At 38.3% G+C, this 21,901-nt stretch carries 19 protein-coding genes; 14 read left to right on the top strand and 5 right to left on the bottom strand.

What is annotated here, in order from left to right:
• Window positions 1–79: 79 nt before the first annotated feature.
• From purS to BR50_RS04910, 10 genes are all read left to right on the top strand, one after another.
• A complete protein-coding gene (purS, locus tag BR50_RS04955; protein ID WP_034546811.1) occupies window positions 80–331 on the top strand; it encodes a phosphoribosylformylglycinamidine synthase subunit PurS in 252 nt (83 codons plus the stop codon).
• Window positions 331–1,011, top strand: coding sequence for a phosphoribosylformylglycinamidine synthase subunit PurQ (purQ, locus tag BR50_RS04950; RefSeq protein ID WP_034546808.1), 681 nt, complete (start codon window positions 331–333; stop codon window positions 1,009–1,011). Before purS ends, purQ begins: the two co-directional genes overlap by 1 nt.
• Complete coding sequence (gene purL / locus BR50_RS04945) at window positions 1,011–3,239, top strand: phosphoribosylformylglycinamidine synthase subunit PurL (RefSeq protein WP_034546807.1); 2,229 nt, start codon at window positions 1,011–1,013, stop codon at window positions 3,237–3,239. Before purQ ends, purL begins: the two co-directional genes overlap by 1 nt.
• Window positions 3,215–4,669, top strand: a complete 1,455-nt coding sequence (purF, locus tag BR50_RS04940) for an amidophosphoribosyltransferase (protein ID WP_034546805.1) — start codon at window positions 3,215–3,217, stop codon at window positions 4,667–4,669. Before purL ends, purF begins: the two co-directional genes overlap by 25 nt.
• A gap of 2 nt (window positions 4,670–4,671) precedes the next feature.
• Complete coding sequence (gene purM / locus BR50_RS04935; RefSeq protein ID WP_034546803.1) at window positions 4,672–5,721, top strand: phosphoribosylformylglycinamidine cyclo-ligase; 1,050 nt, start codon at window positions 4,672–4,674, stop codon at window positions 5,719–5,721.
• Entirely contained in the window at window positions 5,718–6,302 is a 585-nt protein-coding gene (gene purN, locus BR50_RS04930) for a phosphoribosylglycinamide formyltransferase (protein ID WP_034546802.1), read from the top strand. The genes purM and purN overlap by 4 nt, the downstream gene beginning before the upstream one ends.
• A gap of 20 nt (window positions 6,303–6,322) precedes the next feature.
• Complete coding sequence (gene purH, locus BR50_RS04925) at window positions 6,323–7,864, top strand: bifunctional phosphoribosylaminoimidazolecarboxamide formyltransferase/IMP cyclohydrolase (RefSeq protein ID WP_034546800.1); 1,542 nt, start codon at window positions 6,323–6,325, stop codon at window positions 7,862–7,864.
• 482 nt (window positions 7,865–8,346) lie between these two features.
• Window positions 8,347–9,618 (top strand): phosphoribosylamine--glycine ligase, encoded by a 1,272-nt coding sequence (gene purD / locus BR50_RS04920; protein WP_034546799.1) that lies wholly within the window; start codon window positions 8,347–8,349, stop codon window positions 9,616–9,618.
• Window positions 9,619–9,810: 192 nt separating this feature from the next.
• Complete coding sequence (locus BR50_RS04915; protein WP_034546798.1) at window positions 9,811–11,343, top strand: flavocytochrome c; 1,533 nt, start codon at window positions 9,811–9,813, stop codon at window positions 11,341–11,343.
• Between the two features lie 147 nt (window positions 11,344–11,490).
• Window positions 11,491–11,700, top strand: a complete 210-nt coding sequence (locus tag BR50_RS04910) for a hypothetical protein (protein WP_034546796.1) — start codon at window positions 11,491–11,493, stop codon at window positions 11,698–11,700.
• A 240-nt stretch (window positions 11,701–11,940) separates the two neighbouring features.
• Here the strand turns inward: BR50_RS04910 and BR50_RS04905 are convergent, their stop codons facing one another.
• Both BR50_RS04905 and BR50_RS04900 read right to left on the bottom strand, forming a co-directional pair.
• The gene (locus BR50_RS04905) at window positions 11,941–13,413 is read right to left on the bottom strand and encodes a 6-phospho-beta-glucosidase (protein WP_034546794.1); all 1,473 of its coding nucleotides are present in this window, start codon (window positions 13,411–13,413) and stop codon (window positions 11,941–11,943) included.
• Between the two features lie 25 nt (window positions 13,414–13,438).
• Window positions 13,439–15,310 carry a beta-glucoside-specific PTS transporter subunit IIABC gene (locus BR50_RS04900; RefSeq protein ID WP_034546791.1) on the bottom strand — a complete coding sequence of 624 codons (1,872 nt, stop codon included), beginning with the start codon at window positions 15,308–15,310 and terminating at the stop codon, window positions 13,439–13,441.
• A gap of 157 nt (window positions 15,311–15,467) precedes the next feature.
• On the opposite strand from BR50_RS04900, the gene BR50_RS04895 reads away from it, so the two are divergent.
• On the top strand, window positions 15,468–16,178 hold the full coding sequence (locus tag BR50_RS04895) for a GntR family transcriptional regulator (RefSeq protein WP_034546790.1): 711 nt from the start codon (window positions 15,468–15,470) through the stop codon (window positions 16,176–16,178).
• 212 nt (window positions 16,179–16,390) lie between these two features.
• Here the strand turns inward: BR50_RS04895 and BR50_RS04890 are convergent, their stop codons facing one another.
• Window positions 16,391–17,707, bottom strand: coding sequence for an IS1380 family transposase (locus BR50_RS04890; RefSeq protein ID WP_034546789.1), 1,317 nt, complete (start codon window positions 17,705–17,707; stop codon window positions 16,391–16,393).
• Between the two features lie 349 nt (window positions 17,708–18,056).
• Window positions 18,057–18,971 carry an AEC family transporter gene (locus tag BR50_RS04885; protein WP_034546788.1) on the bottom strand — a complete coding sequence of 305 codons (915 nt, stop codon included), beginning with the start codon at window positions 18,969–18,971 and terminating at the stop codon, window positions 18,057–18,059.
• 434 nt (window positions 18,972–19,405) lie between these two features.
• Here BR50_RS04885 and BR50_RS04880 point away from each other — a divergent pair, with 434 nt between their 5' ends.
• The 3 genes from BR50_RS04880 to BR50_RS04870 all read left to right on the top strand — a co-directional run bounded on the left by BR50_RS04880 (window position 19,406) and on the right by BR50_RS04870 (window position 20,919).
• Entirely contained in the window at window positions 19,406–20,311 is a 906-nt protein-coding gene (locus tag BR50_RS04880) for a YdhK family protein (protein ID WP_051905747.1), read from the top strand.
• Window positions 20,312–20,386: 75 nt separating this feature from the next.
• Window positions 20,387–20,575: an SHOCT domain-containing protein gene (locus BR50_RS04875; protein WP_034546787.1), complete on the top strand. Its 189-nt coding sequence runs from the start codon at window positions 20,387–20,389 to the stop codon at window positions 20,573–20,575.
• 41 nt (window positions 20,576–20,616) lie between these two features.
• On the top strand, window positions 20,617–20,919 hold the full coding sequence (locus tag BR50_RS04870; protein WP_034546786.1) for an SHOCT domain-containing protein: 303 nt from the start codon (window positions 20,617–20,619) through the stop codon (window positions 20,917–20,919).
• Window positions 20,920–21,114: 195 nt separating this feature from the next.
• On the opposite strand, the gene BR50_RS12415 is transcribed toward BR50_RS04870, so the two are convergent.
• Window positions 21,115–21,729 carry a DUF624 domain-containing protein gene (locus BR50_RS12415; RefSeq protein WP_051905746.1) on the bottom strand — a complete coding sequence of 205 codons (615 nt, stop codon included), beginning with the start codon at window positions 21,727–21,729 and terminating at the stop codon, window positions 21,115–21,117.
• Window positions 21,730–21,901: the final 172 nt, after the last annotated feature.

Raw genomic sequence — 21,901 nt, 5'->3', positions numbered from 1 at the left:
AATCATTCCTTCATGTAGATAAAGAATAACGAAAAGATTTACCAATATAAATCAAAACAGAAAAGTGAGGCGTTTCATCGTGTATAAAGTAACCGTTTATGTAACTTATAAAGATTCAGTTCTGGATCCACAAGGGGAAGCAGTTAAGGGTGCGGTTCATCGTATGGGATATGATTCAGTTGAAAATATCCGTATTGGAAAATATTTTGAAATTCAAGTTTCTAAGGATGAAGATGATATCGAGCAAGTAATTGAAGAAATTTGTGACAAACTTTTAGCAAATGTCGTAATGGAAACATACCGGTATGATATTCAGGAGGTTGAAATTTAATGAAATTCGCAGTCATTGTTTTTCCTGGATCAAATTGTGACTTAGACATGTATGCAGCTGTAAAAGATATTCTAGGGGTAGATGCGGAATATGTTCAGCATTATGAAAAAAGTTTGCAAGGGTTCGATGCAGTATTGCTCCCTGGAGGATTCTCATACGGTGATTACCTGCGTACGGGAGCTATTGCCCGGTTTTCCAATATTATGGCTGAAGTCATCCGGTTCGCTCAAGAGGGAAAGCCTGTTTTTGGAACGTGTAATGGATTTCAAATTTTGACAGAAGTTGGTTTATTACCGGGAGCATTACGGCGCAATGATTCACTGAAATTCATCTCCAAACAACAAAAGCTAAAAGTAGCAAATACTCATACGTCATTTACAACAGCGTATGAACCAGGAGAAATCATTACCTTGCCCATCGCACACGGTGAAGGGAATTACTACTGCGATAAAGAAACGTTGCAGCAATTGAAGGACAACGATCAAATCGTCTTTACTTATACGAATGATAACCCAAATGGAAGTGTCGAAAATATAGCGGGCATTATCAATAAGCAAGGGAATGTGTTGGGTATGATGCCTCATCCTGAACGAGCTGTTGAAGCATTACTGGGTTCTGAAGATGGGTTAAAATTATTCCAGTCCATGTATAAAAATTATCAGAAGGAGCTGTGCAAATAATGGTTTTCTTGGAACCGACACCTGAACAAGTAAAAGAGTTGGAAATTTATCGTGAATGGGGATTAACTGACGAAGAGTACGCAAGCATCAGTGAAGATATTTTACACCGGTTACCGAACTATACCGAGACAGGCCTGTTTTCTGTTATGTGGAGTGAACATTGCTCTTATAAAAATTCAAAATCGACCTTGCGAAAATTTCCTACTTCAGGGGCACAAGTGCTGCAAGGACCTGGTGAAGGTGCCGGTATCGTTGATATCGGTGATGGACAAGCGGTGGTCTTCAAGGTGGAAAGCCATAATCATCCATCTGCGGTTGAACCATACGAAGGAGCAGCTACTGGTGTCGGAGGTATTATTCGTGATATTTTTAGTATGGGAGCTCGTCCAATAGCGATCCTTGACTCTCTGCGTTTTGGGGAGTTAGACAACGAACGCACAAAATATATCTTCGAAGAAGTTGTAGCTGGAGTTAGTGGTTACGGTAATTGCATTGGTATTCCAACGGTTGGTGGAGAAACGGTTTTTGATCCATGTTACAAAGGGAATCCTCTGGTGAATGTGATGTGTGTCGGCTTGATCGACCAAAAAGATATCCAAAAAGGGCAAGCTAAAGGGACAGGGAATACGATCATGTATGTGGGCGCAAAAACGGGACGTGATGGTATTCATGGAGCGACTTTTGCTTCTGTTGAATTCAAAGAGGAAGAAGAAGCCCAACGTTCAGCTGTTCAGGTAGGAGATCCATTTATGGAAAAACTATTGATGGAAGCTTGTCTAGAATGTATCTATGATTATTCTGACGCGTTGATTGGGATCCAAGATATGGGAGCTGCAGGGCTTGTTTCTTCAAGTGCTGAAATGGCCTCAAAAGCGGGTAGTGGATTGATTTTGAATTTGGATGATGTCCCACAACGTGAAACAAATATGACCCCTTATGAAATCATGCTTTCTGAATCGCAAGAGCGGATGTTGTTGTGTATCAAGAAGGGCGAAGAACAACGGATTATTGAGTTGTTTGAAAAATATGAATTAGCAGCTGTTACTATCGGTGAAGTCACAGATGATGGGTTATACCGTCTGTTCCATGATGGAAAAGAAGTGGCTAACTTACCAGTCGATGCTTTAGCAGAGGATGCGCCGGAGTACATTAAACCAAAGCAAGAGCCTGCTCGTATCGCGTTGTTTGCTGCAATGGCTGACTACCAGCCAACCTTTACGTCTGCTGCGGAAACACTGGTTAGTTTGTTGCAACAACCAACGCTTGCTTCAAAGAAAAATATTTATCAGACATATGATTCTATGGTCCGTACGAGCACCGTGGTGGGACCTGGAAGTGATGCTGCCGTTATTCGCATACGTGGAACTGAAAAAGCACTTGCGATGACGACTGATTGCAATAGCCGTTATATCTATTTGAACCCTGAGATTGGTGGACAGATCGCTGTTTCAGAAGCCGCGCGTAATATCGTTGCTAGTGGAGGGAAACCATTAGCTATCACAGATTGTCTGAATTACGGAAATCCTGATAAACCAGAAATTTTCTGGGAATTGAGCACTTCTGCAGATGGCATATCAGAAGCCTGTCGTTTATTTGATACCCCCGTTATCTCGGGCAACGTATCGCTCTACAATGAAATGGATGGCGAAGCTATTTATCCGACACCGTTGATTGGAATGGTCGGTCTGATCGAAGATAGTAAACATATCACAACCCAGGCATTTAAAAATGCCAATGATCGGATTTTCTTAATTGGTGATACAAAAGCAGACTTTAATGGGTCCGAATTACAAAAATTAGAATTAGGGAAAATCGAAGGGAAACTAATGGACTTCGACTTGACGATCGAAAAAGAAAACCAAGATGCTGTTTTGAAAGCCATCCAAGCTGGCCTGATAGAAAGTGCCCATGATTTATCAGAAGGCGGATTAGCAGTTGGTTTGATGGAGAGTGTCTTTGATACCAAACTAGGATTCGATGTAACAGTTGCGATGGATAAGAAATGGTTATTCAGCGAAACGCAATCGCGGTTCATATTAACAGTCAAACCTGAAAATGTTCCTGCATTCAAAGCGCTAGTTAAATCAAGTGCAACAGACATCGGAACAGTGAAGAATAATGGAATAGCGAAAATTGCTACTGAAAACGAGACAATTACTTTAGCTGTAAAAGAAGTAGAAATGAAATGGCAGGAGGCTATCCCATGTTTGCTGAAACAAAAAGCTTAAATGAAGAGTGTGGGGTGTTCGGCATTTGGGGCGATCCAAGTGCTAGCCAACTGACTTATTTTGGATTGCATAGTTTACAGCACCGCGGACAAGAAGGTGCAGGCATCGTGTCTTGTGATAAAGGAAAGCTAATGGTTCATCGCAATCTCGGGTTGATAAGTGAAGTCTTCAAAAACTTAGACGATCTTAAACGATTGTCAGGCGATCGTGCAATCGGACACGTGCGCTATTCTACATCTGGACAGAATAGTATCGAAAATGTACAGCCTTTCTTGTACCACTTCTATGATTTAGATATCGCCATCTGTCACAATGGGAACTTGGTTAATGCCAAGAGCTTGCGACGTAATTTAGAAGAAGATGGAGCGATCTTTCATTCAACATCAGACACAGAAGTATTGATCCATCTCATTAGACGTAGCCAGAAAGGCACGTTGATCGATAAAATAAAAGAAAGCCTGAACCTTGTTAAAGGTGGCTTCACTTATGTTCTCATGACGGAGGAAAAAATGTTCGGTGCGGTTGATGCGAACTCGTTGCGCCCACTTGTTATTGGGAAAATGCCAAATGGGGCATATGTGATGGCAAGTGAAACGTGTGCGATCGATACGATTGGTGCAGAGTTTGTTCGTAATATTAACGCCGGAGAATTGGCAATTATTGACGTCGATGGCTTGACGATTGAAAAATACACGGAGGATACAACCATTTCCATCGCGGCAATGGAATATATCTATTTTGCTCGACCAGATTCGAACATAGCGGGCGTGAATGTGCATACGGCTCGTAAAACGATGGGGAAACGGTTGGCGATAGAATCCCCTATGATCAATGCCGATATCGTTATTGGTGTTCCTAACTCGTCATTATCGGCAGCTAGCGGTTTTGCTGAAGAGAGTGGCATACCTTATGAGATGGGGCTGATCAAGAATCAGTATGTAGGACGTACGTTTATCCAGCCGACACAAGAACTACGCGAATTGGGTGCGAAAATGAAATTATCAGCCGTTAAAGGGGTAGTACAAGGGAAAATTGTTGTTATGGTAGATGACTCGATTGTCCGAGGTACAACAAGCAGCCGAATTGTCACGTTATTGAAAGAAGCCGGAGCGAAAGAAGTCCATGTTCGCATCGCTTCTCCACCCTTGATGTATCCAAGTTTTTACGGAATCGATATCAGCAAGTCAGCTGAACTGATTGCCGCAAGAATGACCATTCCCCAAATATGTGAGTCTATCGGGGCAGACAGTTTGTCATTCCTTAGCCAAGAAGGCCTGATTGAGTCAATCGGATTGAAATTTGATATGCCCTACTCAGGTCTATGTATGGATAGTTTCAACGGTGATTATCCAGCAGGGCTATACGACTATGAAGAAGATTATCTGAATAATATGACTGAAATTCAAAAAGAAAATCTTAGGGGAGGATAACGATGGGAAATACCTATGCGAAAGCGGGCGTAGATGTCACTGCTGGTTATGAAACGGTCAAACGCATCAAAAAACATGTCGAACGTACGAAACGACCGGGTGTCTTTGGTGAAATCGGTGGATTCGGCGGTCATTTTGATCTTAGTGAACTCGACTATAAAAAGCCCGTTCTTATATCTGGGACAGACGGTGTTGGTACAAAATTAATGTTAGCCATTGAATCTGAGAAATGGGATACGATTGGAATCGATTGTGTTGCGATGTGCGTCAATGATATTGTGGCACAAGGAGCAGAACCGCTTTATTTCTTAGATTATATTGCAATCGGGAAAAATCATCCTGAAAAAATCGAGCAAATTGTAGCTGGTATCGCAGAAGGATGTGTCCAATCGGGAGCGGCTTTAATTGGTGGTGAAACAGCTGAAATGCCAGATATGTACGATCCTGAAGATTTTGACCTGGCAGGATTTACAGTCGGTATTGCAGAAAAAGAGGCTTTATTATCCGCTGCATTAGTCAAAGAAGGTGACTGTTTGATTGGGCTACCTTCAACGGGTATCCATTCAAATGGTTATTCCTTAGTACGAAAAATCTTCTTTAAAGATAACGCGTATACCTTAACGGATAAAATACCTGGAATGGATAATCAAGAGTTGGGTGATGTTTTATTGACGCCAACAAAAATTTATGTGAATGCTTTGCTGCCATTGATAAAAAAACAATTGCTTCACAGTGTTGCACATATCACTGGGGGCGGATTCGTTGAGAATATCCCGCGGATGCTTCCCGAAAATGTACAAGCTCAGATCCAATTAGGGAGCTGGCCAGTATTACCGATTTTTCAAACGATGCAAACAGTCGGCAAGATTCAAGAACTTGAAATGTACGAAATATTCAATATGGGGATTGGCATGGTTCTTGCTGTTGCTCCTGAAAAAGTACCGGAAGTATTAGCTACCCTTGCAGCGAATAATGAAAAGGGATATATGATTGGTTCGGTAGTTTCAAAGGAATCAGAAGAAAAGGTTGTTTTGAAAGAGAAGCAACTATGAGAATAGCTGTATTTGCTTCAGGAAATGGTTCCAATTTCCAAGCTATAGCAGAGGCAATTGCCTCCAAACAAGTAGATGCGACCATTTGCTTCCTGTTTTGCGACAATCCGAAAGCCTATGCCATAGACCGTGCAAAAAAAATAGGTATCCCTTATACTGTCTTCAGTCCGAAAAACTATGATAGTCGCGTAGCCTATGAGACTGAACTACTGGAACAGCTTGAAAAAAAGGAAGTTGATTTGGTTGTATTAGCAGGATACATGAGAATTATTGGACCGACATTGCTAACGGCGTATGCAAATCGTATCTTGAATATCCATCCTTCATTATTGCCATGCTTTCCTGGTAAAAGCAGCATTCGAGACGCTTTTGAAGCAAATGAAAAGAAAACCGGTGTAACGGTGCACTTTATTGATGAAGGGGTAGATACTGGACCGATTATCGCACAAGAAGAAGTTGCTATTTTATCTGAAGACACATTAGACTCTTTGGAGGCAAAAATACATCAGGTAGAGCACCGTCTTTTTCCGCAGGTCATTCAAGAATTGATTGAAAATAAAACCATTAAAAAGAGTGAATAAAAATTGAGGAGTGGCGTATAGTGACAAGAGCATTGATCAGCGTTTCAGACAAAGCAGGTATTGTACCATTCGCACAAGCATTAGTGGCAAAGGATATCGAAATTATTTCAACTGGCGGAACTAAGAAGGCATTGGAAGAGGCAGGTATCCCGACAATTTCTGTTGAAGAGGTGACTGGATTCCCAGAAATGATGGATGGTCGTGTTAAAACATTGCATCCACTTATCCATGGTGGTTTATTGGGGAGACGTGATTTACCCGAACACATATTGGCAATGGAAAAACATAATATCATCCCGATTGATTTTGTAGTGGTAAATCTTTATCCATTTAAAGAAACCATCAGTAAAAAAGATGTCACCTTAGAGGAAGCCATTGAAAATATTGATATTGGCGGCCCTAGTATGCTGCGTAGTGCTGCTAAAAATTATGCAAGTGTGACGGTTCTGACTGATCCAACTGATTATAGTAGCGTCATCAGTGAATTGGAAGAAACAGGAGCAACAACTTTAAAAACACGTCAAGCTTTAGCTGCAAAAGTCTTCCGTCACACCGCCAGCTATGATGCATTGATCGCGCAATATTTGACCAATAGCGTTGGTGAAGAAGAACCTGAAAAATTAACGTTGACCTATGATTTGAAACAAAAACTACGCTATGGTGAAAATGGACATCAAGTCGCTAATTTCTATCAAGAAACGCTTATTGTACCATTCTCGATTGCAAACGCTCATCAATTACACGGGAAAGAATTATCGTACAATAACATTAAGGATGCGGACGCAGCCATTCGTATCATACGTGAATTTGATGGACCAGCAGTGGTCGCAGTCAAGCACATGAATCCATGTGGAGTGGGTATTGCTGAAACGATTGAAGAAGCTTTTGATCGCTGTTATGCAGCTGATCCAATCTCTATCTTCGGCGGGATCGTAGTTGCCAACCGTCAATTAGATAGTGTGACAGCAGAAAAACTCAATAAGATGTTCTTAGAGATCGTTCTTGCACCAAGTTATTCAAAGGAAGCCTTAGCTATTTTATCAAAGAAAAAAAATATTCGTATCATGACCTTAGATTTCTCAGCTGCAAAAGTAGGCGGCAAAGAAGTTGTTTCTGTATTGGGCGGTTTATTGGAACAAACACAAGATATCAGTACCGAAGATATACCGGCTAACTGGGAAGTCATGACAGACCGTAAACCAACCGAAGAAGAAATGAACGCTATGGACTTTGCTTGGAAAATAGTTAAGCACGTAAAGAGCAATGCGATCGTGCTGGCAAATAGCAAGCAGACCGTTGGGATCGGGGCCGGTCAAATGAACCGTGTCGGATCTGTTAAGATTGCAATCGATCAAGCTGAAGCAAGTAATGCCATAGAAGGTGCAGTATTGGCTAGTGATGCGTTCTTTCCTATGAATGATAGTGTTGAATTCGCAGCACAACATGGCATCAAGGCGATCATTCAACCAGGTGGGAGTATCAAAGATAAAGATTCTATCGAAATGGCGAATAAATACGGCATGACAATGCTGAAAACAAGTGTACGCCACTTCAGACATTAAAAAAATAGACTAAAAAGACTGCTGCTGAGCTGCAACGAGCGCTAGTTCGAGTAACTGAAGGTCGATTTTTCATTTGAGTAGCCGCAACGAGCGCTAGTTCGAGTAACTGAAAGTTGATTTTCATTTGAGTAGCCGCAACAAGCGTTAGTTCGAGTAACTGAAGGTCAATTTTTCATTTGAGTAGCCGCAACGAGCGCTAGTTCAAGTAACTCAAGGTAGATTTTCATTTGAGTAGCCGCAACGAGCGCTAGTTCGAGTAACTGAAAGTCGATTTTTCATTTGAGTAGCCGCAACAAGCGTTAGTTCGAGTAACCTCAAAATAGAGGATCATTTTATTTTACTCCATGATTCATTAAGTCGCTCTTGTTGTTCGATATTTATTTTAATCACCTCTACCTTTCTCAGTTAGCCCAAAAATCAGAATAGTTATTAGTTTTCAAACACATCCTAATCTAATAAAAAAAAGTTGGAGGATTACGCAGATGAAACTTCTTGTTATTGGTAGTGGTGGCCGTGAGCATGCCATCGCAAAAAAACTTGCAGAAAGCTCATTAGTTGAAACTGTTTATTGTGCTAAAGGGAATATTGGAATGAAAAAAGATGGCATCCAATTGGTTGATATTGCAGAGAATGACCATCAAGCGTTGATTCATTTTGCAAAATCAGAAAAAATTGCTTGGACTTTCATTGGACCGGAAATAGCTCTGTTTGAAGGGCTGGTCGATGCCTTCGATAAAGCTGGATTAAAAGTCTTTGGACCAAATAAAAAAGCAGCAGACTTAGAGTGCTCAAAAGAATTTGCAAAAGATTTGATGAAGAAATATGCTATTCCTACTGCAGCGTATGAAATATTCGAAGACTATCATGCAGCTTTGGCTTATGTGGAAGAACAAGGCGTACCAATTGTCATCAAAGCAGATGGTTTAGCTGCTGGAAAAGGGGTAGTCGTTGCAATGACTCTGATGGAAGCAACGAATGCTTTAAGCGATATGCTATTAAAAGGAAAATTCGCAGCGGGCAAACCGAAAGTTGTTATTGAAGAATATCTTGAGGGTGAAGAATTTTCTTTGTTTGCTCTTGTAAATGGTACGAAATATTATTATACCGGGGTTGCTCAAGATCATAAACGGGCCTATGATGGAGACAAAGGGCCGAATACGGGTGGTATGGGTGCTTATTCTCCAGTACCACAAGTTTCTGAAGCCTTGATTCAAGAAGTTTTAGAAACAGTCATAAAGCCGACTGTTAATGCAATGGTTGCCGAAGCACGTCCTTTCAAAGGAGTCATTTACGCTGGATTAATGATGACAAAAAAAGGGCTGAGAGTCATCGAGTTTAATGCCCGTTTTGGTGATCCTGAAACTCAAGTCATTTTGAACCAGCTGGATTCTGATTTGGCACAAGTGATCGATGATATCTTGAATGGGAAAGATCCTGTTATCAAATTGCACACGGACCGCTACACGCTGGGTGTTGTTGTTGCAGCTGAAGGCTATCCTGAAAAAACAATAACCGATATCCCGTTACCGCAGATGAACATAGAGGGTTCAGGTTGCACCATTTATCATGCGGGTATGAAGCAAGGAAAAAGCTGTCTCATTTCTGATGGAGGCCGTATTTTTTTTGTCGCAGCTCAAGGCTCAACGCTGCAAGAAGCTAAAGACAAGGCTTACCATTATTTAACCAATAATCCAATCGCGCATACGTTCTATCGTTTTGATATTGGAGAGAAAGCCATCCAGTTTACAAAATAAGGGTACTAGTAAAATGATGCAAGTACTAAATCATTTTACTAGTATAACTTTTTTTCTAAAAATGCTCTACAAGTGTTGTAGGGGTAACATACAGTGGAATTGAAAATTCATGGATTTTTTTTTATAAATGATATGGTAAAATAAAAGGGTCATAAGGGATGATTTGTATTGTTTATTTTTAAGGAGGAAATTATGAAAAAGAATTCTTTTTGGTATGGTGCACTTGTATTTGGTACTGGTATTTTTATGGCATCCTACAGAGTGGTTGGAAAAAATAAACGATCAAAAAATTTGAAAGCTGAGGAAGACGCTACCAAGGAAACTAAAGGTGGATCAAATACTTCAGAACAGACTTATGCTGATTTTAGTGATTTGACAGATGATTATGATATCATCATCGTTGGCGCAAGTGGTGCAGGGATGACTGCAGCTATTGAAGCGAAAGATGCCGGTTTAAATCCGATCATTCTAGAAAAAATGCCTTTCGCTGGAGGAAATACGGTGAAATCATCAAGTGGTATGAATGCTTCAACTACTAAATTCCAAGAGGCTGAAGGAATAGAAGATAGCAATGATGCTTTTTACGAGGAAATTTTAGCGGGCGGTCATGGGACTAATGATAAAGCGTTGCTGCGTTATTTTGTGGATCACTCTGCCGCCGCTATTGATTGGCTAGATCAAAAGGGCATCAAATTAAATAATTTAACGATAACTGGCGGCATGAAGCAAAAAAGAACTCATCGTCCATCTGATGGTTCGGCAATTGGGAGTTATTTGATTAAAGGATTATTAAAAGCTGTCCACAAACGAAACATTCCCATTCTTGTAAATGCAGCTGTGACAGCTATCAATAAAAATGAGGGCAAGGTTGATCAAGTAACTGTTGAAATAAGTGGAGCAGAACCTAAAACACTGACAGCAAAGGCTATTATAGTTGCAACTGGAGGATTTGGGGCAAGTAAAGAAATGATTGAAAAATTTAGACCAGAGTTAAAAGGCTACATATCAACTAATCAAAAAGGCAGTACTGGTGACGGGATCAAGATGATCGAAAAGCTGGGTGGCCAAGCAATCGATATGGAACAAATTCAAATCCATCCAACAGTTCAGCAAGATGAAGGGATCTTAATAGGCGAAGTGGTTCGTGGCGAAGGAGCTATCCTAGTAAATCAAGCGGGAAGTCGGTTTGTTAATGAGTTAGATACGCGTGATAAAGTTTCTGCAGCGATTACTGATCTACCGGAAAAATCAGCTTACTTGATTTTTGATCAAGGGGTACGTGACCGCGCAAAAGCAATCGAATTTTATGATAAAAAAGGGTATGTTAGTAGTGGTAAGGATCTAAAAGAGTTAGCAGAGAAGCTTAATATACCAGGTAGTCAATTAGATAAAACGGTTGTCACATGGAACCAAAGCGTTGCTGACAAGAGAGACAAAGAATTTAATCGTACCACTGCAATGGAAAACGGCTTAACTAAACCAGATTATTTTGCCATAAAAATTGCTCCCGGGATCCACTACACAATGGGAGGTATCAAAGTAAACACGCGAACCGAAGTTTTGAATAAAGAAAATCAACCGATTGAAGGTTTGTATGTTGCAGGTGAGTTGGCTGGAGGATTACATGGGAATAACCGTATTGGTGGGAACTCAGTTGCCGAAATCATTGTGTTTGGGCGCCAAGCCGGTCAGCAAGCTGCTGAATATGTGAAGAACCAATACTAAGAGAAATAAATTCGTTAGAAGCATACTTCAGCTATTTAATTGTATCAACTCATGTTATAATGAAGAGCTTAAGGAAATGAAGATCTTTACTTATAACGGATGCCAAGCAAGCCTCCGCTTAGCAATAAAATATGGAGGTGTAAGAAAATGAATAAACATTGGACTATCGAAACTATTCAAGAATTTGTTAAAAAGAATTCAGACAGTAAATTGTTAACGACAGAATATCATGGTTTTTCGCAAAAACTACAATTTGAATGTGCATGCGGCAACCATTTTGAAAAATCATTTACGAAATTTAAAAATAAAAATCAACGTAAGTGTGAAGTTTGCCAACCTCTAAAAGAAGCACTCTAAACCTAAAATGCATAAAATAAGTGCCAATTTCTCTTAAAGAGAAGTTGGCACTTATTTTTTTTTGTGTAACAAACGGTGTTGGTTTTTCAAGAGAAATTGCTTCTGGAATGAACAGGTTTGCTTGTGTAGAACCTAAATTAGTTCTATTTTCATACAAAAAAATAGGTGTGAATGAATTTCTTCATCCACACCTAAAATTGTACAGTTCCTTAACGCAAGTATGCGAGCCTTTAAAGATAATTAGTTGTTTTTTACCTTATCGAACGAATCAAGTTGTTTCCAAGATAAATCGGTGCCATTTGATGCTATAACTTTCTTGTACCATTCAAATGAATCTTTTTTAGAGCGATCCAGTGATCCGTTTCCTTCGTTATCTCGATCGACGTAGATCATACCGTACCTTTTTTTCATTTCCCCAGTGGTAAAGGAAACTAAATCAATAATTCCCCAAGGTGTGTAGCCCATTAGATCGACACCGTCATAGTCTACCGCTTTTTGCATAGCTTTGATATGTTTAGTCAGATAGTCTATTCTTTCTGGATCGTGAATTTGACCATTTTCATCAAGTGTATCAACAGCTCCAAAGCCATTTTCAACAATAAATAGGGGTAATTGATAACGGTCATAAAGGCGGTTCATTGTGTAACGTAAGCCTTCTGGATCAATAGCCCAACCCCAATCACTGGTTTCAATATAAGGGTTCGTTACTGCATTGGATAAGCCGCCATTGACTACATTGCCTAAATTATCATTCGTTACATCGGTTTTAACGACTGTAGACATGTAGTAGCTGAAGCCAACGTAATCAACGGTCCCTTCTTTAAGGATAGCTAAATCGCCTTCTTCGATACCGATCGTATAACCTTCACGCTCAAATTCTTTTAGAGCATAACTTGGGTAATAGCCTCTAACGTGAACGTCTGAGAAAAAGAAGCGCTGATGCATAGCTTCTTCTGCAGCCATAACATCTTTAGGGTCACATGAATAAGGATAAATCGGGACATGTGAGATCATACAGCCAATTTCAAAATCGGGGTTGATTTTCTTCCCGATGATCACTGCTTTAGCACTTGCCAGCAATTCATGATGAGCTACTTGATACATGACTTCTGTCGGATTCTCGCCAGGTTTTACTGTCACTCCAGAGTTAGTCCAAAGAAAGATCGGGTTATTTGTATCCATTTGATTATTGATTTCATTAAACGTCATCCAGTATTTTACTTTATCTTGATAACGGTTAAAACAAACTTCTGAAAATTTAACAAAATAATCGACTACTTTTCTACTTCTAAAACCGCCGTACTGATTTGCTAGATGCAAGGGCATTTCAAAATGAGATAACGTGATTACTGGTTCGATACCATGAGCTAACAACTCATCAAATACCGCATCATAAAATTTCAAACCTTCCTCGTTAGGTGTTTCTTCATCGCCATTTGGAAAAATACGTGTCCATGAGATAGATGTTCTCAAACATTTTAGTCCCATTTCTGCAAATAATGCGATATCTTCTTTATAGCGATGGTAAAAATCGATTGCTTCATGATTGGGATAATATTTATTAGGATCAATTGTACCGGTGTTCTCTCTAGCGACACCGTGGGCTCCTGCTGTCATAACGTCAATAACGTTGGGTCCTTTTCCACCAGCATTCCATCCGCCTTCAAATTGATGGGCTGCTAAAGCGCCGCCCCATAAAAAATCTTTTTTCATATCTATTTCCTCCTAAAGTTATATTTTATGCATTATGCAATGCTAGAATCGGTTCATTAATAATTGAATCTACATTTGTTGATATTGATACTTTATTATACTCAGTAGAGTTAGTGATGATTACAGGCGTAATTAATGAGAAACCTTCATCTCTAATAGCATCCATGTCAAATGTTAGCAACAAATCGCCTTTCTTCACTTTTTGATTTGCTATTACTGAATAATCGAAGTTTCGACCGTTCATTTTTACAGTATCTAAGCCAACATGGATCAACAGCTCTATTCCGTCGTCGGATTTCAAACCGATCGCATGTTTTGAATCCACTATTACTTCAACAGTACCATCAAATGGAGCATAGACTTTATTATCTGTTGGGTCAATAGCTACACCTTCTCCCATTGCACCAGAAGCAAATACGTCATCAGCGACTTCAGATAATGGAATGACCTTTCCTTTAAGTGGGCTGAAAATCTCAGAATTTACTAATTGAGAAAATTGATTAGTTTCTTTTGATTCAACATCTTCAATCTTTTCACCAAATCCAAAAATTTGAATTAAAACGATGGGTCCAATTATAGCGATCAAAGAACCAATAACGATCCCAATAAATGAACTTGGATTTTCAGAGCTGATTCCATTAACAATGGTTAGTAATCCAGGCAAACCGGCGTAAGCGTAATAATAAGGGTTAAAGAAGCTAGCTACGACCCCACCAACTGCGCCGGAAATACAACCGAATATAAAAGGTTTTTTGAAACGTAATGTCACACCATAAATAGCTGGTTCAGTAATTCCAAATATCCCTGTAATAAATGCCGAAAAGGAGATCCCTTTCAGTTCTTTATTTTTTGTTTTTAAAAAGACACCTAATACAGCGCCGACTTGTGAAACTACAGCAATTGTTTGAAAGGCTTGAAAAGAATCCCGGCCGTAGATGTTAAAGTTTTCTAAAATTACTGGAGTAATGCCCCAATGTACCCCGAAAATAACTAATACTTGCCAAAATCCACCAATGATCAATCCAGCCAATGGAGGGGCATACTCTGCAAGGAAATTATAACCATTTGCAATGGTTTGTGCTGCCATAGATGAAGCGGGTCCTATTAAAACAATTGTTAGAGGCACCATAATGACTAGACTCAATAATGGAACTAATAATGGCTTAATGACTTCTGGCAGTCTTTTTTCAATAAAGTGTTCAAAATAGGATAAAAACCAAACTAGAAAAAGTGGAGGCAAAACAGACGATGTATAGACTGTCTGAGACAAAGGAATAGTTAAAAATGAAACAGGCGTCCCATTAGCAATTTGAGCGGCTAATTCGGCCCATGTAGGAGAAACCAACGCAGCGGAACAAGCTACTGCTATATACATATTAGATTTAAAATGTTTTGATGCAGTAATAGCTATAAAAATTGGTAAAAAGGTAAATGGAGCCCAAGAAATAAAACTAAAAACTTGAGCAGTTCCGGTAGCAGAAAAACTTGGGAAAGCTAAATTTGCTAATATAAGCATACCTTGCAAAATACCAGCAGCTGCTAAGATATAAATAAAAGGTGCGAATACCGCTGACATGGTGGCAATAATTCGATTTAGTATACTTGTTTTAGGAGCTTCAACAACTTCGGTTTCATCGATACCGACAAGATCGATAAACGCATCATATACCTCACCAACGTGTGTACCGATAACTATTTGAAACTGACCACTATTTTCTACTACGGTGATCACACCAGGCATTTCTGCAATAATAGCTTTAGCATTCTCAGGTGTCTTCTTCAATACAAGACGCAACCGTGTAGCGCATCTAGTTGCTCCGGCAATATTTTCTTTCCCGTTAACCGCTTTCAGAATTTCTTTTGATAACCTTTCGTAATCTCTCACTTTGCTTGTCATATTTTCACTCCTTAGTTTATGGCTTCAATCACTACCTTGTACACTAACATTGTAATTGTACGTGCACAATTTGTCAATGCACAAACAAAAAAACTATACATGGATGCATAGTATAGTTATAATAGGAATAAAACTATAGAAGGATATGGAGATAACTATGCTTAAATACCAAGAGATAGCTTTAAAAATCGAAAAGAAGATTCATTTTGAAAATTTAGAACAAGGAAGCCGACTGCCTAGTTTGGGAGAACTGATTACGCAGTATCAGGTGAGTAAGAGTACGATCGTAAAGTCTTTAGCTGTTTTAGAAAATCGAGGTATTATTTTTCAAGTTCAAGGAAGTGGGATTTTTGTTAGAAAAAGAAAAAGAAAAGGCTACATTAATTTCATGGAGAACCAAGGATTTACACATGATTTAGAAGAATTTAATTTGACTTCTACTATTCTAAACTTAGAAATTATTTATCCTAATGAAGAAATTATGAATAATTTAAACTGTTCAGCTAATGAAGAAGTGTATTGGGCCAAAAGAATTCGCTATATTAATGGACAAACGCTATGTGTTGAAGAATCTTATTATAAAAAAGAAATTGTCCCTTATCTAAATAAGGAGATCTTAAATGATTCTATTTTTGAATACTTGCAAAATGCATTAAATATCAATATTGGTTACTCTGATAAATATCTAAAAGTTGGGAAAATCAACACCGAATTAGCTGCTCAATTGCAACTCCCTGATAAATCACCAGCTTTATTTGTAGAAGAACTGTTCTATTTGAATACGGGTGAACCGTTTGATTTTTCTAAAACCATTTATAATTATGAGCATTCACAATTTTTTCTGCAAGGAAGCAATGCAAAAAATTGATTTAGATACTATATCCTGAATGATTCATACTTTTTTCAAAAAATAAAAATTAGTGTGTTTTTCACTTCATTCAGGACAGTAGCTTGTTTGGTTTACTGATTTTACTTCAAATTTACAAAGCACTCATTTTTTTGTCAGGCAATTAAGATTTTTGGGCATACTGACCCCTTGGAATGAGCCATTTTTTTTAACTATTGTATTGAGTATGAGTGCTACTCCCATTTAAAATGCTGGATATTCCACAAGATTTTACGAAAGAGTTTCTGATAAACGTGGGAGGAACTGAGTTTCAAAGAGGTTTTCCTTCCCGAATGAACAAGCTTACCTGCCACTTTAAATAAGAACAAGCGAATGGTTGATACTTGAAAACCTTTGGTTTCTTTCGTAAAACAAAGAGTACGCATAAAATTGACCATGTTATAAGCTAGTACGCTCACCATCATGCGTGCATGATTTTCTAAGAAACGAGGGCTGTCGGTTTTATCGAAATAAAACCCATTTTTGGCCTCTTTAATATAATTTTCCATGGTTCCTCTTTTAGAATAAGTTTGAAAGACCGCTTCTGCAGAAATATCTTCTGATAAATTAGTTACGATAAATTCATGTCGAGCAATCAATTCTGTTGCTTCACGCGTAGATTTAATACAAACTCTTCGTGAATGTGACCAGCTCTTCGCTTGATAGAGTACAGAAGCGTAGTGAACTTCTTTTCTATACCAATCGTGTTGATCATCTATAGAGATAAATTGCTCAGCGATTTTGCCTAATTTGCGATTCGATTTCAATCGAATAACATAAAAATTTCGACGTTCTTCACATAGCTCATATAATTCAGGAGTTGCAAAACCACTATCGGCACGCACTAGAATAGAACTTACAGGTACGGTTTCTTGATAATGGTCAAAAAGTGGTTGGACAAAATCTGCCACACCATTGGATGTGTACACGTTACCAGAACGAAGTTCTGCTTTCAATAAATCACCGGTCAAGCCTTCAAAGGCAACTAGCGGATGATAGCCATTCGTTTGGTAATGAGCGTTATAATTCGAATTTTCTTGATTCCCGAAGGTATCCGAATGAGTTGAGTCTAAATCAAAAATCATCTCAGTTGTATTACGTGCAGTCCGTACTTTATCAAGCAGGATTTGATTGACTTCTTGCAATTGGAAAATATTTTCTTGATTTAACCGATCCCAAAAGCGAGAAATAGACGGTTGTGAAGCAAGTTGTTCTTTAGCTAATAGGCTCTGGAAAATGGGATCTTTTGATAAAATGTCAGCCGAAGAATCTGTTTGATAGCCACCAATCAATTGAAAAATAATTTGTTCAATTATCGCCTGATTAGTATGTTTATGATAAAGTCGATTATCATTAATGATGAGGTTTTGTTTTAAAATATTAGAAAAATTAATGGTGTGCATAAACTCCTTAACTAATATTAACCCGGAATCTGAGGATAAATTACCACCAGAATGTGATACCGAAATGTTTGAATTGAAAAGTAACCGATTTTCATGTAAAATTGCCATAGAGAGAACCCCTTTCTTTGGTTACGTTTAGGTGATTTAACCATAACAGATTGGGGTTTTTTTTGCACACCCAAAGGGTGTTGAGAAATCCAGCTTAAACTAGCGCTAGAACAGTTTTTCCAGAGCATTTCAAAAAAAGTATGAATTATTCAGGTATATTATAAAATGACTATATCCAAGTATGGAGAATGATGCTGCCTTTTGTGAATCAACTGTTTCATTCATGATTTAGTCCTTAAATCAAACAGAAAAACGATCAAATAATAGTGAAGCAGTGTGAGTGATTTGTCTCATACTGTTTTTTTGTCTAAAAATAGGTGTGAATGAATTTCTTCATCCACACCCCAAATTATAGACCCATAAAAATTAAAGCTGTTGTCATTAAAAGCAATGAAATAATGATGCTGATAGAAGATAAAAAGCCTGAAAGTGAGGTTTTATTTCCATAAGCGACCATGTTGATAGTAGAAACCGTACCAACGGGTGCAAGGGCCACCAGAACCAAAGATAACCGAACGATTTTTGGTAAAGGCAATAAGAAATAAAAGATCAGGGCAAGTGAAATACCTAAAGCGTAACGAGTAAAAAGAAGTTTGGCTACTTTTACTAAATCTACTCGAGAAATGGCGAGTTCTAAGTAAAGGCCGATCATAAACATCGATAGAAAAGCATTTCCGCTAGCAAAAAGCTCAACTACACCAAGAACACTTTCTGGAATCGTTATATTTACGAGTGCCAAAATAATCATGGCAATGTAAGTAGAAAAAGATGGAGAACGGAATAAACTGAAAATAACGTCTTTTACGCCACGTGTTCCACGCTTTTGACCAGTCATTTTATCTGCTAGAAGAGGAGTACCGCCAAAGATCATTAACGCGTTTCCGGTATCAAAGCTTCCGATAAAAGGAATAGCTTGAGGGAAGAAGCCTTGTACAAAAGGAATAGTGAAATTCCCAATATTGTAACCTGCTTGACTAAACATCATCAGAGCTTGATCAGCTGAACTCTTTTTCCGCCAGAGGAATCCGCCGATAGTGATCAGTAAAAAATTTGCCAATAAACCTAACGACATCAGGATGATCAAAGTACTGTTGATCTCAATTGTATTGAATCCAATAATGATAGTGGCAGGCAAAGTTAAATTGAGAATGATTTTTGAAACGGTATGTCCATCCTTTGTTTCTAATAAGCCAAAAAATTTAAATAAATAGCCTACTAGAATAATCAATAAAAAGCTGATGGCTTGTGTGAATACGGCACCCATTAAAAACTCCACTCCTTTTTTAAGTCTAAATTTCCTATAGGGATAGCCCTCTATTTTCTTTTTTCAGAAGTCTGATTGTAGAAATTATAGCATACAACCAATTGAATTGAGGGTGTGAAAAGTGAATTAAATGACAAACGAGTTATTTTTAATCTGAAATAACTTTAAAAAGAAAAGCTGTTTTTTTAGCTTCAATTCTATTTGAAGTGCTTTCTCCATATTCTCTACACAATAATACGTTATCTTGATAGTACAGATTGATAGAGGCTGAGGGATGGCCAGTTTTGGAAATAGTAGGTGCTGTTTTTTTCAGCGGATAGATCTACGATTCGAAAAGCGCCATAAGACAAGAGTAACTAAAAAACGAATCATCTCTACTAACTTAGCCTAAGCCTTAGTCATACTGGAAGAATCAAGAAAGGGTGTAAATAAAAATGAATAAAAAAATAATTGGAGTCGGAATACTTTCCTTTGTTTCGCTCACTACGCTTTCCGCTTATACTAATGTTCAAAGAGAAGCAGGAGTGGATACAACTAACCACACACAACAAATGAGACATCAAGGTCAGCATATCAGTGAATATGCTTCTAACAAAACAGGAAGCGCTGCTCGCCATAAAGGTTCAGCTGTCCGTAACTACACTAATTTATATAATTCCGACATCATACCCACAAATATAGAACCAGCAATGGATCCAACATACGGTCCTGGTGAAGAGGTCACCATCACGGAAGGCCATATGCCTGGAATGATGGGAGCCCAAGCAGAAGTAGTGGGTGCTTTTGCTACTCATGCATATTCCGTAAGCTATTCCCCTACGGATGGTGGAGAACCGGTAAATGATCATAAATGGGTCGTACAGGAAGAAATTGCAGATGCAGGAGAAGAATCATTTGAAGTTGGAACTGAAGTCATTTTGGAAGCCGATCATATGCCTGGCATGGAAGGTGCAACCGCAACGATTGAAGCGGTAGAGGATACGACCGTTTATGTAATAGATTACCAACCAACAGATGGCAGCGAACTGGTTCAAAATCATAAGTGGATGACTGATAGTGAATTATCACCTGTTGACGCGGAAGTAGAATCTGACATAGAAGAGGATAATGTAAACTTCGATGATATGGAAAAATTCATGGAAGAGGGCAACGTAAACTTCGATGATATGGAAAAATTCATGGAAGAAGGCAATGTGAATTTTGGACGAATGAAATCACATATGAGTGAAACGCATCCTGATCTAGATAACCAAGAATCAAATGAATGGTACAAGGAAATGCATGGAACTGGTGGTTCATCTCAAAGTAGTAATTTTAGAGGAATGGGCAACATGTATTAAAAATTCTGAGTTGGTCAGAGTAATTGGCCTGTTAGTACAGAAATTTTAAAATAGTATGATTGGAGGAAACTAGAAATGGGTTTATTCCTAATTTTGGCTATCGGTTTCTATCTATACAAAAAAGATGAAGCACAAAAATCAGCTGCCAATAGTCAAAAAGAGAGCAACAATAATACAGATGAAATAAAAAAAGTGATCGATTATAGATATGCATCGGGTCAGATTTCTACTGAAGAATATGACAAACTAAAAGCAATATTGTAAAACTGACTTCGATCAAATAGTTATAGAATGGAGACGTTAGGATGATGAACGGAGGATATATGGGTTACTTTGGAAAGGGTGGATATAATAGCATGCAGCGAGGATTTAATTCGTTTGATAAGATGGCAAATGGTTCTCCTCTACTGACAGTGCTTATAGTTGCGCTTATTGTCGTTGCACTATACCTCGTTTTTAAAAAAAAGAAACAACAAACGACAGTTTCAGCATTAAATACAAGGAATTCTACAGTTACTGAAGCTGAAGAAATTGCAAAATCACGTTACGCTCGTGGTGAAATAACAGATGAAGAATTTCAAACTATATTAAAGACATTGAAGTTGTAATAAGGTGGAATAGCTGCAATAAATGTACTATGATACACGATCATATTGCATTAGCTAGTAATAATCGGCAACCTATTAAAATTAATAAGGATCAAAAAAATGACTTTCATATTAGTTTAATATGAAAGTCATTTTTTATGCGCTAATCTTTTGAGAAGTGAACAGGGATAAATAGAACTAACGTGTTGTCTTTTGTTAGGTTATACTACGGAAATTCCGCCAGTATTTCTTTCGCAGCATATAGAAAAAAACTGAAAAAGGTGCACTTACGGAAAAAAGAACAGACACAACTGGAAACTGATTAAGCAACAGTAAAAATCCGCCAGCTGTAATTATTATGCCCAACGATTGTGCGGGGAATAGCCATGGGAGCAATAGACTATTCTTAAGTTTTGTCCAGAATGGTCTATTAAGTACTTCGTAAAATAAAAAATAATAACAAGTTACCAGAAAAATAAGAACCGTGAAAAATGCAAATACAATGAAAATGGAGGGCGCAAAGCGTATGATTGCCCAGAAATCGATCCATAAAAATAGATAAATGCCATAAAATAAAAAGATAAATCGGTTGCTTTCTTTCCAAACGCGTTTATATTCCTTGAAGAAGAACGAACTTACTTCAATATCTCGCTGATTCCATATTTGCTCTCTTAGAACAGCACAGAGACTCAGGGTTGCAGGGCCGATACCGAGAATAATGCCTCCAGCTAGTACACCTAGCAACCACAATAAATTTAAATAGACAAGGGAAGATAACCTCTGCATTCCAAGCATTAAAGTATGAATTAACGAATTTTCTGATTCTGACATAAAGCCCTTTACACCCCTTTTAATTCTTTTTTTAAGACTAATGATTCTTCTTTATAATAGTAAACGTTAACAAGGTTGTCAAATCAATGTTTATATTTAAAAGTTATTGACAATTATCCCTAAGATGGGTATATTTAAATTAGTAAAACGCTTTACTAATGAAAGCAGCGAG

This window comes from Carnobacterium alterfunditum DSM 5972 (assembly GCF_000744115.1).
Taxonomy (GTDB): Bacteria; Bacillota; Bacilli; order Lactobacillales; family Carnobacteriaceae; genus Carnobacterium_B; species Carnobacterium_B alterfunditum.
This window is presented reverse-complemented; position numbering and strand designations above follow the sequence as displayed.

Bases quoted from the DNA above. Each gene is read 5' to 3' on its own strand.
- purM (WP_034546803.1), top strand. From the start codon at position 4,672: ATGGGAAATACCTATGCGAAAGCGGGCGTAGATGTCACTGCTGGTTAT.
- BR50_RS04885 (WP_034546788.1), bottom strand. From the start codon at position 18,971: ATGGGTGCCGTATTCACACAAGCCATCAGCTTTTTATTGATTATTCTA.
- BR50_RS04875 (WP_034546787.1), top strand. From the start codon at position 20,387: ATGGGTTTATTCCTAATTTTGGCTATCGGTTTCTATCTATACAAAAAA.
- BR50_RS12415 (WP_051905746.1), bottom strand. From the start codon at position 21,729: ATGTCAGAATCAGAAAATTCGTTAATTCATACTTTAATGCTTGGAATG.
- BR50_RS04870 (WP_034546786.1), top strand. From the start codon at position 20,617: ATGATGAACGGAGGATATATGGGTTACTTTGGAAAGGGTGGATATAAT.
- purF (WP_034546805.1), top strand. From the start codon at position 3,215: ATGTTTGCTGAAACAAAAAGCTTAAATGAAGAGTGTGGGGTGTTCGGC.
- BR50_RS04915 (WP_034546798.1), top strand. From the start codon at position 9,811: ATGAAAAAGAATTCTTTTTGGTATGGTGCACTTGTATTTGGTACTGGT.
- purN (WP_034546802.1), top strand. From the start codon at position 5,718: ATGAGAATAGCTGTATTTGCTTCAGGAAATGGTTCCAATTTCCAAGCT.
- BR50_RS04900 (WP_034546791.1), bottom strand. From the start codon at position 15,310: ATGACAAGCAAAGTGAGAGATTACGAAAGGTTATCAAAAGAAATTCTG.
- BR50_RS04890 (WP_034546789.1), bottom strand. From the start codon at position 17,707: ATGGCAATTTTACATGAAAATCGGTTACTTTTCAATTCAAACATTTCG.
- purD (WP_034546799.1), top strand. From the start codon at position 8,347: ATGAAACTTCTTGTTATTGGTAGTGGTGGCCGTGAGCATGCCATCGCA.
- BR50_RS04880 (WP_051905747.1), top strand. From the start codon at position 19,406: ATGAATAAAAAAATAATTGGAGTCGGAATACTTTCCTTTGTTTCGCTC.
- purQ (WP_034546808.1), top strand. From the start codon at position 331: ATGAAATTCGCAGTCATTGTTTTTCCTGGATCAAATTGTGACTTAGAC.
- BR50_RS04905 (WP_034546794.1), bottom strand. From the start codon at position 13,413: ATGAAAAAAGATTTTTTATGGGGCGGCGCTTTAGCAGCCCATCAATTT.
- BR50_RS04910 (WP_034546796.1), top strand. From the start codon at position 11,491: ATGAATAAACATTGGACTATCGAAACTATTCAAGAATTTGTTAAAAAG.
- BR50_RS04895 (WP_034546790.1), top strand. From the start codon at position 15,468: ATGCTTAAATACCAAGAGATAGCTTTAAAAATCGAAAAGAAGATTCAT.
- purL (WP_034546807.1), top strand. From the start codon at position 1,011: ATGGTTTTCTTGGAACCGACACCTGAACAAGTAAAAGAGTTGGAAATT.